The organism is Tabrizicola sp. (assembly GCF_051645465.1).
In the GTDB taxonomy this organism is placed as follows: domain Bacteria; phylum Pseudomonadota; class Alphaproteobacteria; order Rhodobacterales; family Rhodobacteraceae; genus Tabrizicola.
In genome coordinates this window covers 1-13,246 of record NZ_JBOFBI010000340.1, presented here as the reverse complement: position 1 = coordinate 13,246, position 13,246 = coordinate 1, and the positions used below count along the sequence as shown (strand labels likewise).

The 13,246-nt window shown below is 66.3% G+C and carries 14 protein-coding genes; 2 read left to right on the top strand and 12 right to left on the bottom strand.

The annotated features are described in order from the left end of the window. Positions 1–143, top strand: a 143-nt coding sequence (locus ACRCSW_RS21665) for a WGR domain-containing protein (RefSeq protein ID WP_438707728.1), incomplete at its 5' end; no start/stop codon positions are given. Positions 144–149: 6 nt separating this feature from the next. On the opposite strand, the gene ACRCSW_RS21660 is transcribed toward ACRCSW_RS21665, so the two are convergent. The 8 genes from ACRCSW_RS21660 to ACRCSW_RS21625 form a co-directional block, all read right to left on the bottom strand. Then, on the bottom strand, positions 150–512 hold the full coding sequence (locus ACRCSW_RS21660; protein WP_438707727.1) for a bactofilin family protein: 363 nt from the start codon (positions 510–512) through the stop codon (positions 150–152). 245 nt (positions 513–757) lie between these two features. Then, a complete protein-coding gene (dhaL, locus tag ACRCSW_RS21655; RefSeq protein ID WP_438707726.1) occupies positions 758–1,360 on the bottom strand; it encodes a dihydroxyacetone kinase subunit DhaL in 603 nt (200 codons plus the stop codon). A gap of 4 nt (positions 1,361–1,364) precedes the next feature. Continuing rightward, a complete protein-coding gene (locus ACRCSW_RS21650; protein ID WP_438707725.1) occupies positions 1,365–2,366 on the bottom strand; it encodes a dihydroxyacetone kinase subunit DhaK in 1,002 nt (333 codons plus the stop codon). A 111-nt stretch (positions 2,367–2,477) separates the two neighbouring features. After that, a complete protein-coding gene (fba, locus tag ACRCSW_RS21645) occupies positions 2,478–3,512 on the bottom strand; it encodes a class II fructose-bisphosphate aldolase (RefSeq protein WP_438707724.1) in 1,035 nt (344 codons plus the stop codon). A 7-nt stretch (positions 3,513–3,519) separates the two neighbouring features. Continuing rightward, positions 3,520–4,488 carry a class 1 fructose-bisphosphatase gene (locus tag ACRCSW_RS21640; protein ID WP_438707723.1) on the bottom strand — a complete coding sequence of 323 codons (969 nt, stop codon included), beginning with the start codon at positions 4,486–4,488 and terminating at the stop codon, positions 3,520–3,522. 8 nt (positions 4,489–4,496) lie between these two features. Beyond that, positions 4,497–4,958, bottom strand: a complete 462-nt coding sequence (locus tag ACRCSW_RS21635) for an RpiB/LacA/LacB family sugar-phosphate isomerase (RefSeq protein WP_438707722.1) — start codon at positions 4,956–4,958, stop codon at positions 4,497–4,499. A gap of 10 nt (positions 4,959–4,968) precedes the next feature. Then, positions 4,969–5,721 carry a triose-phosphate isomerase gene (locus ACRCSW_RS21630; protein ID WP_438707721.1) on the bottom strand — a complete coding sequence of 251 codons (753 nt, stop codon included), beginning with the start codon at positions 5,719–5,721 and terminating at the stop codon, positions 4,969–4,971. After that, on the bottom strand, positions 5,718–6,488 hold the full coding sequence (locus ACRCSW_RS21625) for a DeoR/GlpR family DNA-binding transcription regulator (protein ID WP_438707720.1): 771 nt from the start codon (positions 6,486–6,488) through the stop codon (positions 5,718–5,720). The genes ACRCSW_RS21630 and ACRCSW_RS21625 overlap by 4 nt, the downstream gene beginning before the upstream one ends. Positions 6,489–6,632: 144 nt before the next feature. Between ACRCSW_RS21625 and tkt the strand changes: the two genes are divergently transcribed. Next, entirely contained in the window at positions 6,633–8,651 is a 2,019-nt protein-coding gene (gene tkt, locus ACRCSW_RS21620; RefSeq protein WP_438707719.1) for a transketolase, read from the top strand. 57 nt (positions 8,652–8,708) lie between these two features. On the opposite strand, the gene ACRCSW_RS21615 is transcribed toward tkt, so the two are convergent. The 4 genes from ACRCSW_RS21615 to ACRCSW_RS21600 form a co-directional block, all read right to left on the bottom strand. Further along, the gene (locus ACRCSW_RS21615) at positions 8,709–9,659 is read right to left on the bottom strand and encodes a sugar-binding transcriptional regulator (protein WP_438707718.1); all 951 of its coding nucleotides are present in this window, start codon (positions 9,657–9,659) and stop codon (positions 8,709–8,711) included. 8 nt (positions 9,660–9,667) lie between these two features. Then, positions 9,668–10,600, bottom strand: coding sequence for a sugar phosphate isomerase/epimerase family protein (locus ACRCSW_RS21610; RefSeq protein WP_438707717.1), 933 nt, complete (start codon positions 10,598–10,600; stop codon positions 9,668–9,670). A 1-nt stretch (position 10,601) separates the two neighbouring features. After that, positions 10,602–12,113 carry a glycerol-3-phosphate dehydrogenase gene (locus tag ACRCSW_RS21605; protein ID WP_438707716.1) on the bottom strand — a complete coding sequence of 504 codons (1,512 nt, stop codon included), beginning with the start codon at positions 12,111–12,113 and terminating at the stop codon, positions 10,602–10,604. Continuing rightward, a partial coding sequence (locus tag ACRCSW_RS21600; RefSeq protein ID WP_438707715.1) for an FGGY-family carbohydrate kinase occupies positions 12,113–13,246 on the bottom strand: 1,134 nt, incomplete at its 5' end. The genes ACRCSW_RS21600 and ACRCSW_RS21605, both read right to left, overlap by 1 nt.

Genomic DNA, 13,246 nt, shown 5'->3' with positions numbered 1-13,246 from the left:
TCGGGACCCACGGCCGGACGAGCATCGAGACCTGTGCTTCCGTTGAAGAAGCGGAGAGGGCGGCATCCCACACACTCCGACAGAAGATGCGGCGGGGCTATCTGCCGGCCGGTCAGATGCTGCCGCCAGACCTTGCGGAATGAGATCTGTCAGGCCCTACGCTGAAGCCTGCCTTCAAGCTCGGCCCCGGTCTCGATGGCGATCCGCTCATGGATGACATCGGCCTGCACGACCGCGCTCGGCGCGAGCTGAACGTTTCGCGCCGAGATCATGCCCGAAATCGCCCCAAGCACGACGAGTTCGTGGGCGACGACGGAACCTTCAACACGACCTGAACCAGCCACGGTGATCTCCGGCGCTCGCAGTGAGCCAAGGACATTGCCTTGGACCTCGATCGATCCACTCGAAGAGGCATCGCCTTCGATGACAAGGTCCTGCGCGAAAACGCTGCGGCGGGCGTTTGCGCCGGCCTGGTCCGGCCATCGGTCCAGATCGCCATTTGGGGTCTTCATCTTGGTGCTGCCTCAGCTCAAATTCGTGCAGCACGACTGGACCAGAAGCGAAACGAAAGGGCAACGCGCGGCGCCGTGATCGGCGAAGAAGCCCACCCTTACTAGCGCAATGGGCGGAATGCTCACGTATGCAGTTGCAGCAATCCCTGTTGAAACTCTACGGGACGAGCTTGACCTCGGGCCTCAGACGCTAAACGATTGACGTGGCGCGCCTTCGACGAACCCGCCTGATCTATTCATCTTTGTTACGAGTTGGCGCCATGTGCGATCAATTCGATCAGCATGACCGCTGAAACGGCACCCGGGTCGCGGTGTCCCTTCGAACGGTCACCAAGCCGTTCTGCCCGGCCCAAGCTGGCAATCATTTCACCAGTTGCTTCGGCGCCGGCATTGGCATGTTTGGCGACAATGGCTGCCGGCTCTCCGCGGAGCACGGCTTCAGCGGCCGGATTCCACGCATCCAGCATCGTCTTTTGACCAGGCTGAGCTTTGCCGCGGTAAGCAATGCCATCCCGGATCGCGGGAATGATCTGCAAAAGTTGGATGCGGGGGACAGAAGTCGCCGGGCCAAGGGCCTTGCCTGCGCGCAGCAGGCCGGTGGCGTAGAGCGGGCCCGACGAAGCTCCGACCGCGTTGAGAAATGCCTTTGCGGCAGCGTTGCATATGTCCTGCAACGTGCCGTCTGTTTCGGTGGCTGCCTTTGCAGCTGCGGCCATGCCCTGTTCCATGGCAATGCCGTGGTCGCCGTCGCCGATCGCTCCGTCCAAGGCGCAAAGATGGTCGCGCTCGACGGCCATCCGGGCGGCGAAGGCGGCGAAAAGGTCTTTCAGGTCGTCGGTGGTGAACATTGGATCAGCCCTGCCGGAACATGGCGCAGTCGCAGGGATGGTCTATCAAGCGCGTCAGCTCTATGTCGAGGTGCATCAGCGTGATAGAGGCCCCGGCCATGTCGAGCGAGGTGCAGTACGGCCCGACGAGCGCCCTGTGAACGGCAAGTCCCGCCTGGGCCAGACGTTCGGCGACGCGGGCGTAGAGGATGTAAAGTTCCATCACAGGTGTGGCGCCGAGCGAGTTCACGAGGACCGCGACATGGTCGCCAGGCTTAGCTTTCATCTCGGCCAGAAGCGCATCCATGATTTCGTCGGTCACTTCGTTTGCGGGGCGCAGCGGGCCGCGGCGGACGCCGGGTTCGCCGTGAATGCCCATGCCGATCTCCATCTCTCCGACCGGCAGGTCGAAGCTGGGGCGGCGGGTCTGTGGGAGCGAGCAGGAAGAGAGAGCGACGCCCATCGTGTAGGTGCGCGCATTGGCGTGGCGGGCGATGCGTTCAACCTCGTCCAAGGGCAGCATCATGTCGGCGGCGGCCCCGGCAGCCTTGAAGATGAAGACGTTGCCCGCCACCCCTCGGCGCTTGTCGCGGGTGGGAGAGGAGGCGATGTCGTCGGTGGTCAGCACCGTGCGCGCCTCGATCCCCTCCATTTCCAAGAGTTCCGAGGCCATGTCGAAGTTCATCACGTCGCCAGCGTAGTTGCCGTACATAAAGAGGACGCCCGCGCCGCCGCTTGCCGCCAGCGCGGCATCCACGACAGGCTGCGGCGGGGGCGAGGCGAAGACGTTGCCGATGGCGGCGGCATCGGCGAGGCCCTTGCCCACGAAGCCGAGAAAGGTCGGTTCATGACCCGAGCCACCGCCGATCACCAACGCGACCTTGCCGGGGCGGGGGCCGTGGCGGGCAATGATCGCGCGCGGGGCGTGGTCAGGGCGCCAGAGATGATCTGCGTGGGCGGAAAGGATGCCCGCCAGCATCTCGTCCACCGCCGCGTTGCCGTCGTTGATCAGTTTCTGGGTCTGCATGGAGGCCTCCGTTTGCGCCAGTCTAGCGACGGGTGGGTCCGCTCGTCGATGCACTTCGTGCGCTTCTCGCTGGCGACCCGCGACGAGCGACCGAGGGGCGACGAGGAGCGTTCACGCGCGTTTGGCCATCGCCTCAACCGGCAGAGGGCGGATGCCGCTGGCATGACCCGCGGTGCCGAAGGCCTCGAACCGCTGGCGGACGACGTCCTGCATCATCGCCATCGCAGCCTTAAGGTACTTGCGGGGATCGAACTCGGTCGGGTCTTCGGCCAGCGTCCTGCGGATCGCGGCGGTCATCGCGAGGCGGTTGTCGGTGTCGATGTTCACCTTGCGCACACCCGAACGGATGCCGCGCTGGATCTCTTCGACCGGGACGCCCCAGGTCGGCCTGATGTCGCCGCCATAGGCGTTGATGATCACCTGCAGGTCCTCGGGCACGGAAGACGATCCATGCATGACAAGGTGGGTGTTCGGCAGGCGGCGGTGGATTTCCTCGATGACGTGCATGGCGAGGATCGCGCCGTCGGGCTTGCGGGTGAACTTGTAGGCGCCGTGGCTGGTGCCCATTGCGATGGCCAGCGCATCGACGCCGGTCTCGGCCACGAAACGCTCGGCCTCGGCCGGGTCGGTCAGAAGCTGGTCGTGGGAGAGTTTCTCGACAGCGCCGTGGCCGTCCTCCTGGTCGCCCATGCCGGTTTCCAGCGAGCCCAGCACCCCCAACTCGCCCTCGACAGAGACGCCGCAGGCATGAGCCATCTGCACAACGCGGGCGGTGATGTCGCGGTTGTAGGCATAGTCGGCGGGGGTCTTGCCGTCGTCCTTGAGGCTGCCGTCCATCATGACGGAGGTGAAGCCGTTTTGGATCGCCGTGGCGCAGGTGGCAAGATTGTTGCCATGGTCAAGGTGCATGCAGACCGGGATTTCGGGGTACATCTCGCACAACCCGTCGATGAGCCGGGCTAGCACCCGGTCCCCGGCATAAGCCCGCGCGCCGCGGCTGGCTTGTAGGATCACCGGCGCATCGCAGGCCTTGGCGGCGGCCATGATGGCCAGGCCCTGTTCCATGTTTGAGATGTTGAAGGCGGGGACGCCGTAAGCGTTTTCTGCGGCATGGTCGAGACGCTGGCGAAGGGTAATGCGGGCCATGATGTCCTCACTGGGATATGTAGCGGGCGATGGTGGCGACTTCGTCTTTGCAGCCGAAGACCAGGGGCGTGTTCTCGTGATGGGTGGCGGGCAGGCGGTCCAGGATCGGGGTCAGCCCGTCCGTCGCAGCGCCCCCGGCCTGTTCGACAAGGAAAGCGATCGGGCAGGCCTCATAGACCGTGCGCAGGCGGCCGTTCTCGTAGCCCTTGCGGCGGTCGGACGGGTAGAGGAAGCAACCACCGAGTAAGAGGATGCGGTGCAACTCGCCCACGGCGGCGGCGAGCCAGCGCATGTTGAAGTCGCGGCCGCGCGGGCCGTCCTTGCCAGCGCGCAGGTCGCGCGCCCAGGCTTGCAGGCCGGGATGCCAGTGCCGTTCGTTCGAGGCGTTGTAGGCGATGGTTTTGGCCTGATCGGGCAAGCAAAGGTTCTCGTGGGTCAGGCGGAAGCGGGACCGAGAGGGGTCGAGCGTCGCGATGTGGGTGCCCTGGCCCAGGGAGAAACCGAAGTCACAGGAATGGCCGAAGGAGGCGTAACCGGCGGCAAGCACGTTGCGGCCAGTGCGCAGGAAGCCCTCGGGCGCGGCGGGCAGGATCGTGAAGAGAAGGCCCAGCGGCGCGCCGATGCCGATGGAGCCGGAACCGTCGATCGGGTCGATCGCCACGTCGAAGGCCGCGCCGGGGTTCAGCATGACGACCGCCTCGGCTTCCTCGGACAGGACCTGACGGACGCCAGCGACGCGCAAGGCGCGGAGCATGTGGTCATGCGCGCCCACGTCCAGTGCCTTTTGCCGGTCGCCGCTGTCGTTCACGCCGACGATGGCGGTGGGGTCGCCGTAGATGCGCCCCTCGGCCAGACGGGCGGAAAGCGGCGGGACGGCCCCGGCGATGGCGCGGACGATCCCGGCCGCACCGTCACCTGGCAAATACTCCTCCAGCGGCGTGCCGGTCGGCGCACCGTCATTCGGCAACCGCAGCATGGGACCTCTCAGGCCTTGTTGTACTTGGCGTCGACGCCGTCGATGGCGATGACATTGCCCACCGACTTGCCGGCGGCGTCGAAGTTCATGGTCTGGGCCAGCCAGGCGTCGGCGATTGCCTTGGCAAGCTCGGTCCCGATCACCCGGGCGCCCATGGTGATGATCTGGGCGTTGTTCGAAAGCGCCGCACGTTCGGCGGAATAGGTGTCATGGGTCAGCGCGGCGCGGATGCCCGGCACCTTGTTTGCCGCGATGCAGACGCCGATGCCGGTGCCGCACACGAGGATCGCGCGGTCATACTTTCCGGCCTTCACCTCGTTCGCCACGCGGTCCGAGAGGTTTGCGTAGAACGGGTCAAGCGCGTCGCCGATGCGGCTGACCTCGGTCACCTCGTGCTTGGATTTCAGGTGGTCAGCAAGGACCTTGGCCAGTCCTTCGCCCGCGCTGTCGCCTGCGATTGCCAGTTTCATGGGAATATCCTCACAGTTTGGCGGCACATTTCGCCAGGATGTCGAGGTAGCCCACGACATTCCAGGCCGAGCGGCCGATGAAAAGCCCGTCAATGTGCGGGCAGGAGATAAGCTCTTCGCAGTTCTGCGGATTGACCGATCCGCCGTAGAGGCAGAGGACCTTCCGCCCCAGCACGTCTTCGGCGACGGCGATGATCTCGGCCTGCTGCGCGTCCGCATAGTCGCTGGTCGCCGGGATGCCGTTCACGCCGATGGCCCAGACGGGTTCGTAGGCCAGCAAGATCTCCGCCTGCTTCTGCGTGCCGGTCAGTTTCGACAAGGCGCCGCGGACCTGAGTCTCCAGCACCTCTGCCGCGCGGCCCGCCTGCCGTTCTGCCAGGGTCTCGCCGATGCAGATCAGCGGGATGAGGCCGTGGCGGACGGCGGCTTCAGTCTTGAGGCCCACGGTTTCGTCGGTCTCGCCGAAATGCTCGCGGCGTTCGGAATGGCCGAGTTCGACGATATCCAGCCCGCAGTCCTTGAGCATCAGGGGTGAGACCTCGCCGGTCCAGGCGCCCTCATCCGACCAGTGCATGTTCTGCGCGCCGACCTTTACACGGGTGCCCGCCAGCATCGCCTTGACCTCGCGGACGGCGGTGAAGGGGGGGATGACGAAGGGCTGGATGCGGGGGTCGATGGCTGCGGTGAGAAGCCCCTCGGCGAAGGCGCGGGCCTCGGCCAGGGTCTTGTTCATCTTCCAGCTGGTGCCGATCCAGTGCGTCATGTCGCGTCCCTTGCGATGGTAAGCTTGATCCCCGCCCGGTCCATCGCGGCGCGGTCTTCGGGCGCCGGGGCGGCGTCGGTGATGATGGCGTCGAACTCGGTCAGGTCGGCCAGCACATGCAGCGCGGACCGGCCAAAGCGCTTGTGGTTGATGAGCAAGCAGGATTGGGCGGCAGCGTTCATCATCGCGCGCTTGGTGCGCACCACCTCATCATCCATGTGGAAGGCGCGGCAGCCTGCGACGGCGGGGGTAGAGATAAAGGCGAGGTCGGCCCGCAGCCGGGACAGAGCGCCTTCGGTCACCACGCCGAAGAAAGCGTTGTATTTGGCGCTGTAGATCCCGCCAAGGGCGATGAGGGTGATGCCGGGTTCAGTCCGCAGCACGTCAAGCACGGCGGCGTTGTTGGTGATCACGGTAAGCGGCCGCTTGTCCACCAGCGTCGAGGCGAGGAGGGCCGCCATCGACCCGTCGTTGACCATCACGGTCATACCGGGTTCGACCAGATCGGCCGCTGCGCGGGCCATCCGCGCCTTGGCCTCGGCATCCTGCATGGCACGGATACGGAAATCACTTTCAAACTGAGTACCGGATTCCACCGTTGCCCCACCGCGGATCTTCCGCAGGAGGCCCGCCTGCTCAAGATCATCAAGGTCGCGGTGGATCGTCATCTTCGAGACCGAGAACCGGTCGGCCAGATCGTCAAGATCGACGGCGCGGGCCGTGACCAGAAGATCCATGATCGCCTGCTTGCGTTCTTCCCGCTTCACGATTCCCTCCATCCCTTGTCCGGAAATAACATGGATCAGCGCAATCGCAACATAATTTTTGAGATTTTGTGATAATAAGATGTGATTTCATTTGAGATGTAACAGGAATCGCGTTACCTGTGACGCGAACAGAGGAGGATGGACATGACGCAGGCCCCGCATATCGCGGCCAAGGCGGCGCTCGACCCGCAGAACTTCGCGCTGGCCAACTGCATTCGCGCGCTGACGATCGACGCGGTGGAGGCCGCGAAATCCGGCCATCCCGGAGCGCCGATGGGCATGGCGGATGCAGCGACCGCGCTTTACCGCAACCACCTGAAGTTCGATGCCTCGAACCCGGACTGGCCCGACCGGGACCGGTTCGTGCTGTCGAACGGCCACGCCTCGATGATGCTGTATGCGCTTTTGCACCTGACCGGCTACGCCGACATGACGCTGGATCAGGTGAAGGCCTTCCGGCAATGGGGCGCGATCACGGCGGGGCATCCGGAATATGGCCATGCCAAGGGGATCGAGACGACGACGGGCCCGCTGGGGCAGGGTCTGGCGACCGCGGTCGGCATGGCGCTGGCCGAGCGGCGGCTGGCAGCGGAGTTCGGGTCGGACCTGGTCGATCACCACACCTACGTCTTTCTGGGCGACGGCTGCCTGCAGGAAGGCATTGGGCAGGAGGCGATCAGCCTGGCCGGGCATCTTGGGCTGTCGAAGCTGATCATCCTATACGATGACAATGCGATCACCATCGACGGGCCGACCTCGGTCAGCTTCTCGGAGGATGTTCCGGCGCGGTTCCGGGCCTGCGGCTGGCATGTGCAGTCTTGCGACGGGCACGACGGCCGCGCGCTGGATACGGCGATTGCGGCGGCGAAGGCGGAAACCGCGAAGCCCTCGCTGATCGCGATGAAGACGGTGATTGGCTTCGGCTCACCCAACAAGGCGGGGACCTATGCGGTGCATGGGGCGCCCTTGGGGGCTGACGAGGCGGCGGCGACCAAGGCGGCACTCGGCTGGACCTCGGGTCCATTCGAGATTCCGGCGGAGCTGATCGCCGAATGGCGCCGGATCGGTGCACGCGGGGCAGATGAGCGCGAGGCCTGGGAGGCGCGGCTTGCCGCCCGCCCGGCCGCCGAGCGGGCCGAGTTCCTGCGCCGCCTGTCAGGGGACTTGCCCTCCGGCTATGAGGCCGCGCTGGCCGAGGCGCGCAATGCGCTGTTCACCGCACCGAAGAAGGCCGCGACGCGGAAGGCGAGCCAGATGGCGCTGGAGACGCTGACAGCGGCGGTGCCAGAGATGATCGGCGGCTCGGCCGACCTGACGGGGTCGAACCTGACGCGGGTCAAGGCGGTGGACAGCCAGTACTCGCGTGAGGCCTCGGGCCGCTATATCGGCTACGGCGTGCGCGAATTCGGTATGGCGGCGGCGATGAACGGCCTTTGCCTGCATGGCGGGTTCATCCCCTATGGCGGGACGTTCCTGGTGTTCAGCGACTATTGCCGGAACGCGATCCGCCTGTCGGCGCTGATGGGAGTGGGGACGATCTATGTGATGACACATGACTCGATCGGTCTGGGTGAGGACGGGCCGACGCACCAGCCGATCGAGCATCTGGCAAGCCTTCGCGCGATCCCCGGCCTGACGGTCCTGCGCCCAGCGGATACGGTCGAGACTCTGGAGGCCTGGGACATCGCGATCCGCAACCGCAAGCGCCCGACGCTGATGGCGCTGTCGCGGCAGGACGTGCCGCAGCTGCGGCTGCAGGCGGGGGCGGAGAACCTGACGGCCAAGGGCGCTTACGTGATCCGCCAGTTCAAGAATGAGCGGGATGTGACGCTGATCGCCACCGGGACCGAGGTGGCGCTGGCAGTCGAGGCGGCCGAGGCGCTGGACGCGGAGGGCTATGGCGTCGCGGTCGTGTCGATGCCGGCCTGGGATCTCTTCGATGCGCAGCCGCAGGCCTACCGGGACGAGGTGCTGGGCACTGCGCCTCGAATCGCCATCGAGGCGGCGGGCAAGTTCGGCTGGACGCGGTATGTGGTGAGCGAGGCGGATGTGATCGGGATGCCGGGCTTCGGCGCCTCGGCCCCGGCGGATCGGCTGTACCAGGAATTCGGGATCACCAAGGAAGCGATCATCGCCCGGGCGAAGGCGCTGGTTGGAGGGTGACCCTCTCCCCGGCCCTCCCCCTGTCAGAGAGAGGGGGCGCGATATGGCAGGCGTGGCTCAGGCCAGCAGCGCGCGGGCGGTTGGTTCGTCGGTGATCAGGCCGGTCAGCCGCCCGCTTTCCAGGACGGCGCGGATCGCGGGGGCCTTGGCGACCGCGCCAGCTATGGCGACGATGCGGGTCTTCGACGGGCCGTCGAGGTCGACTGCGAGGAGGCGCGCGGTCAGCGTCGTCTCCAGAACGCGCCCACGGGCGTCGAAGAAATTGCCGAGCATCTCGCCCACACCGCCCGCCGCATTGATCTCGGCGATCTCGGCAGGTTCGATCATGCCCGAGGCGACAAGCTGCGCGCTTTCGTCCGCCGTGCCGATGCCGACGACCTTCAGGGGCGCGGCGCGGGACATGTCGAAGATCTCTTGCACGCCCGGCTGGGCAAGAAGGACGGCACGATCCTCGGCCGAATTGGCAAAGAAGGGGACGGGGAGGACAAAGGCCTGCGCGCCGGTCTTGGCGGCGAGGTTGTGCATCACGTCATGCGGGTTGGCGGCGTAGTTCCGGGTAAGCCCGCCGAGGAGCGAGACGAAGCGGACCCCGCCCGCCCCGAAGCGCGGCATGGCGGCGACGGCGGCGGCAAGAGTGCGGCCATGGCCAAGGCCGATCACCCCATGCCCGCCCTGTTCGATCTCGCGCCGCAGGAACGCCGCCCCGGCCACGCCGAGGGCGCGCAGGGGCAGGCCGTCCTCGCCCAGATCCGGAGCCACCTGCGCCTGTTCCAACCCGTAGCGGCGGCAGAGCGCGTGTTCCAGTTCCACGCAGTCGACCATCGGGCCGTCAACGGTGACCTTGACCATCCCGGCATCGACGGCCCGCGCGATCAGCCGGTGCGCCTTGACGGACGGCACGCCCAGCCGCTTGGCGACCGCCGCCTGCGTCAGCCCGCCCACATAATGCAGCCAGGCCGCGCGGACGGCGAGGCTGATATCGGGGTCGGTGTCGGCGGGTCCGGCCATGGGGTCCTTCAGATGTGCAGGTCACCCGCACCGCTGTCGATATGCGGCGCCCAGAAAGCCACGCTTTCGGCGATCTGCGCAATGACCTGGCGGTCGTTCGGCTCACGTTCCTTGAAGGAAAGTTCAAGGCAGATCTCGTTCTCGACCGCGCCGCCTTCGGCGAAGGCTTTCAGAAGCGGTTCGGGCTGGATAGACCCTTTGGCGTTGAAGGCGGCGGTGAAGGGGCGGTGGCCGGACTTGTCCATCATCGACTGCTTGATGTGGATGATGGGCGAGACCTTGGGAACCGCGCGCGCCCAGGCATAGGGGTCGGTGTCATCGGGGTTGGGGCTGGTCACGTCGCCATGGTCGATGTCGGCCATCATCCACATCGGTACGGCCATGTTCGCGGCGGTCAGGCGGTCCTGCAGCGCCATGCAGGCGGCGATGGTCTCGCCGAACTCGCGGCCGACGCTCATCGGTTCCCAGAAGACGTATCTGAGGCCCGCGGCCTTCGCATGTTCGGCGACCTCGGCCCAGCAGTCGATGGCGATCCGGGTCAGCGCCTCGCGGCGGGCGGGGTCGTCGAAATCCTTGTAGGTGAAGATCGCGAACTGGGTGCCGACCGAAGTGCCGCCAAGGTCGGCGGTGATCTCGGCGAAGGTCTTGAACCAGTCGACGTAGTAGCGGCGCACGTCGGCATCCGGGTGGCCGAAGTGGTTGAGGCGGCCATAGGGGCCGGTCATGCCGCTGGTCACGCGCACCCCGGTCCGGCTCAGGGCCGCCGCCATCTGGCGGGTCAGGCGGCGGATGACGGAAGCGGGCCACCCGGGGTTGATGAACTCATGCGTGAGCTGGAGGTCGCGGATCCGCAGGTCGCGGGCAACCGTATCGATCAGGTCGTCGGGGTCGGCGAAGCGGTTCACCAGCGGGTTGGTGTTCAGGGACAGGGTCAGGGCCATCTTACGCGGCCTTCGCAAGATCAGCGGCGAACCAGTCGGCAAAGGTCTGGCGTTCTGCCTCGGTCAGATGGAGCCGGTGCTTGGTGCGGCGCCAGAGCACATCCTCGGCCGTTTGCGCCCATTCCTTGGCGACAAGATAGCGGGCTTCCGCCTCATAGAGGTTGCCGCCGAAATGCCGGCCCAGACCCGCAAGCGAGGTCGCCGCCCCCACCACATCCTTCGTCCGCGCGCCATAAAGGCGGCCGTAGTGATGGACCAGCTTGCGCGGCATCCAGGGGTAGGCGTCGCGCAAGGTGTTGGCGAAGGTCTCGTAATCTGCATTCGGGATTTCCCCGCCGGGGAGCGGAGCGCTGTGGGTCCAGTCAGCCCCCATCTGGGGAAAGATGTGTTTCAGCCGGTGCAAGCCGCGTTCGGCGAGTTCGCGGTAGGTGGTGATCTTGCCGCCGAACACGTTCAGAAGCGGCGCCCCGCCGGTTTCGTCCAGGTCGAAGACATAATCCCGCGTCACGGCGGAAGGGTTGCCCTTGCCGTCGTCGAACAGGGGCCGCACGCCCGAGAAGGAATGCAGCACGTCCGACCGGCGCAGCTTTTCCTTGAAATAGCGGTTCACGGCTTTCAGGAGGTAGTCGATCTCGGACTCATCCGCCGTCACCTCCTCGGCGCGGCCTTCATAGGTGATGTCGGTAGTGCCGATCAGCGCCTTGTCGCCTTCGTAGGGGTTGATGAAGATCACCCGCTTGTCGGCGTTCTGCACCAGATAGGCGTTCGACCCAGCCCACCACTTCGGCACGATGATGTGGCTGCCCTTCACAAGCCGCACGTTGCGGCTGGAGTTCGAGCCGGCCACGTTGTTGATCACCTGGCTGACCCAGGGCCCGGCGCAGTTGACTATGCAGCGGGCGCGGAAGGTCCGCGTCTCGCCGGTGACGGAGTTCTTGGTGACCACCGTCCAGGCCCCGTTCTCACGCCGGGCCGAGATGGCTGGGCTGCGGGTCAAGACCACGGCACCCTTTTCGGCTGCGCCAACGGCATTCAGGACAACAAGGCGGGCGTCATCTACCCAGCAGTCGGAATACTCGAAGCCCCGGGTGAACTGGTCGAGGATCGGCGCGCCCTCGGGATCGCGGCGCAGGTTCAGCGTCCGCGTGCCGGGAAGCTTCTTGCGGCCGCCCAGATGGTCGTAAAGGAACAACCCCAGGCGGACGAGCCAGGCGGGCCGGTCCTGGGGGCTGTGCGGCAGGACGAAGCGCATCGGCCAGATGATGTGGGGGGCCGCGTTCAGAAGCACTTCACGCTCGATCAGTGCCTCGCGAACCAGGCGGAACTCGTAGTACTCCAGATAGCGCAGCCCCCCGTGCACCAGTTTGCCCGAGCGTGAAGAGGTCCCTTCGGCGAGGTCGTCCTTTTCGCAAAGCACCACCTGGAGGCCCCGGCCCGCTGCATCACGTGCGACGCCTGCGCCGTTGATGCCGCCTCCGATCACGAAAAGATCGACCATGTCGCTGTCAGTCATCACTTGTCTCCAGAAGGCGCCGCGGCCGCGCGGGCATGGGCCAGAGCCTCCCAGACCGGGGGGCTGGCGCTGCGCGCGGCGAGGAAGGCGGTGAAAAGCCGGTCGTAGGTGGCGACCAGCTGCGGATCGGGGTCTTCGGGGGCGCTTAAAAGCGGTGTCACCCATTCGGCAATGCAGGCGTTCATGTCCGGGTAGGCGCCGATCGCCACGGCGGCCATCATCGCGGCGCCGGCTGCCCCGGCCTCTTCCCGGGCCGAGGTGCGGACCTTCGAATAGATCGCAGATCCGAGGATGGCACGAAGGCCCTTGGAACGAGCCGCGCCGCCCGTGAGACGCAGTTCCTGGGGCAGAGAACCCATGGCAGCGTAGCAATCGCGCATCGCCATGCCGAGGCCCTCAGTCACCGCGCGGACAAGGTCGGCATAGCGGGTGGTCATCGACAGGCCAAAGAACCCGGCGCGGGCGTCGGCGTTGACGAAGGGGCCGCGCTCGCCCGCTTCGGAGATATAGGGCAGGTAGGCGGTCAGGCCTGGGCGGCTGGCGGCGAGCCATTGGTCGACGCGGGCGACGAGGTCGCGGTGTGTGACTTCGTGCCCGAAGTCGCGCAAGGCGTCTGCGGCAAGCGACAGGACCCAGTCCACGTTCAGCGTGGCGGCCATGTTGGTCTGGACCTGGGTGACGATGCCCTGCACCGGCAGGCAGATTACATAGCCCGTGCCTTCGGCGTTGAGATGGACGCCCTGGAATGGCACCGCCCGCATGTGGACGCCGGTGGAGCCTACGGTCGAACAGGCCACGTCGCCCGCCCCACCGTAGACCCCGGCGCCGAGGGCGGTCATCACCATGTCGACGAAGCCAAGGCTCACCGGAGTGCCCGCGCGAAGGCCCGTCGCGGTGGCGGCGTCGGGGGTAAGGGGTTGGGGGGTCTCGGTCCCGTCGAGGATCTGGGGAAGAAGCGAACGGCGGTGGGTCAGGCCCAAGGCCTCGATCACCGTGGCGTCGTACTGGCGGTTGCGGAAGTTGCCGAAGGTGAAGCTTGCCTCGGAGGGATCGGTCGCCCGCACGCCGGTAAGGTTCAGGTACAGCCAGTCCTTGCAGTGCAGCGCGACCTCGGCCCCATCCAGCAGCTCGGG

Bases quoted from the DNA above. Each gene is read 5' to 3' on its own strand.
- ACRCSW_RS21630 (WP_438707721.1), bottom strand. From the start codon at position 5,721: ATGACGCACTGGATCGGCACCAGCTGGAAGATGAACAAGACCCTGGCC.
- ACRCSW_RS21640 (WP_438707723.1), bottom strand. From the start codon at position 4,488: ATGCTGCGGTTGCCGAATGACGGTGCGCCGACCGGCACGCCGCTGGAG.
- dhaL (WP_438707726.1), bottom strand. From the start codon at position 1,360: ATGTTCACCACCGACGACCTGAAAGACCTTTTCGCCGCCTTCGCCGCC.
- tkt (WP_438707719.1), top strand. From the start codon at position 6,633: ATGACGCAGGCCCCGCATATCGCGGCCAAGGCGGCGCTCGACCCGCAG.
- ACRCSW_RS21610 (WP_438707717.1), bottom strand. From the start codon at position 10,600: ATGGCCCTGACCCTGTCCCTGAACACCAACCCGCTGGTGAACCGCTTC.
- ACRCSW_RS21660 (WP_438707727.1), bottom strand. From the start codon at position 512: ATGAAGACCCCAAATGGCGATCTGGACCGATGGCCGGACCAGGCCGGC.
- ACRCSW_RS21650 (WP_438707725.1), bottom strand. From the start codon at position 2,366: ATGCAGACCCAGAAACTGATCAACGACGGCAACGCGGCGGTGGACGAG.
- ACRCSW_RS21615 (WP_438707718.1), bottom strand. From the start codon at position 9,659: ATGGCCGGACCCGCCGACACCGACCCCGATATCAGCCTCGCCGTCCGC.
- ACRCSW_RS21635 (WP_438707722.1), bottom strand. From the start codon at position 4,958: ATGAAACTGGCAATCGCAGGCGACAGCGCGGGCGAAGGACTGGCCAAG.
- ACRCSW_RS21605 (WP_438707716.1), bottom strand. From the start codon at position 12,113: ATGACTGACAGCGACATGGTCGATCTTTTCGTGATCGGAGGCGGCATC.
- fba (WP_438707724.1), bottom strand. From the start codon at position 3,512: ATGGCCCGCATTACCCTTCGCCAGCGTCTCGACCATGCCGCAGAAAAC.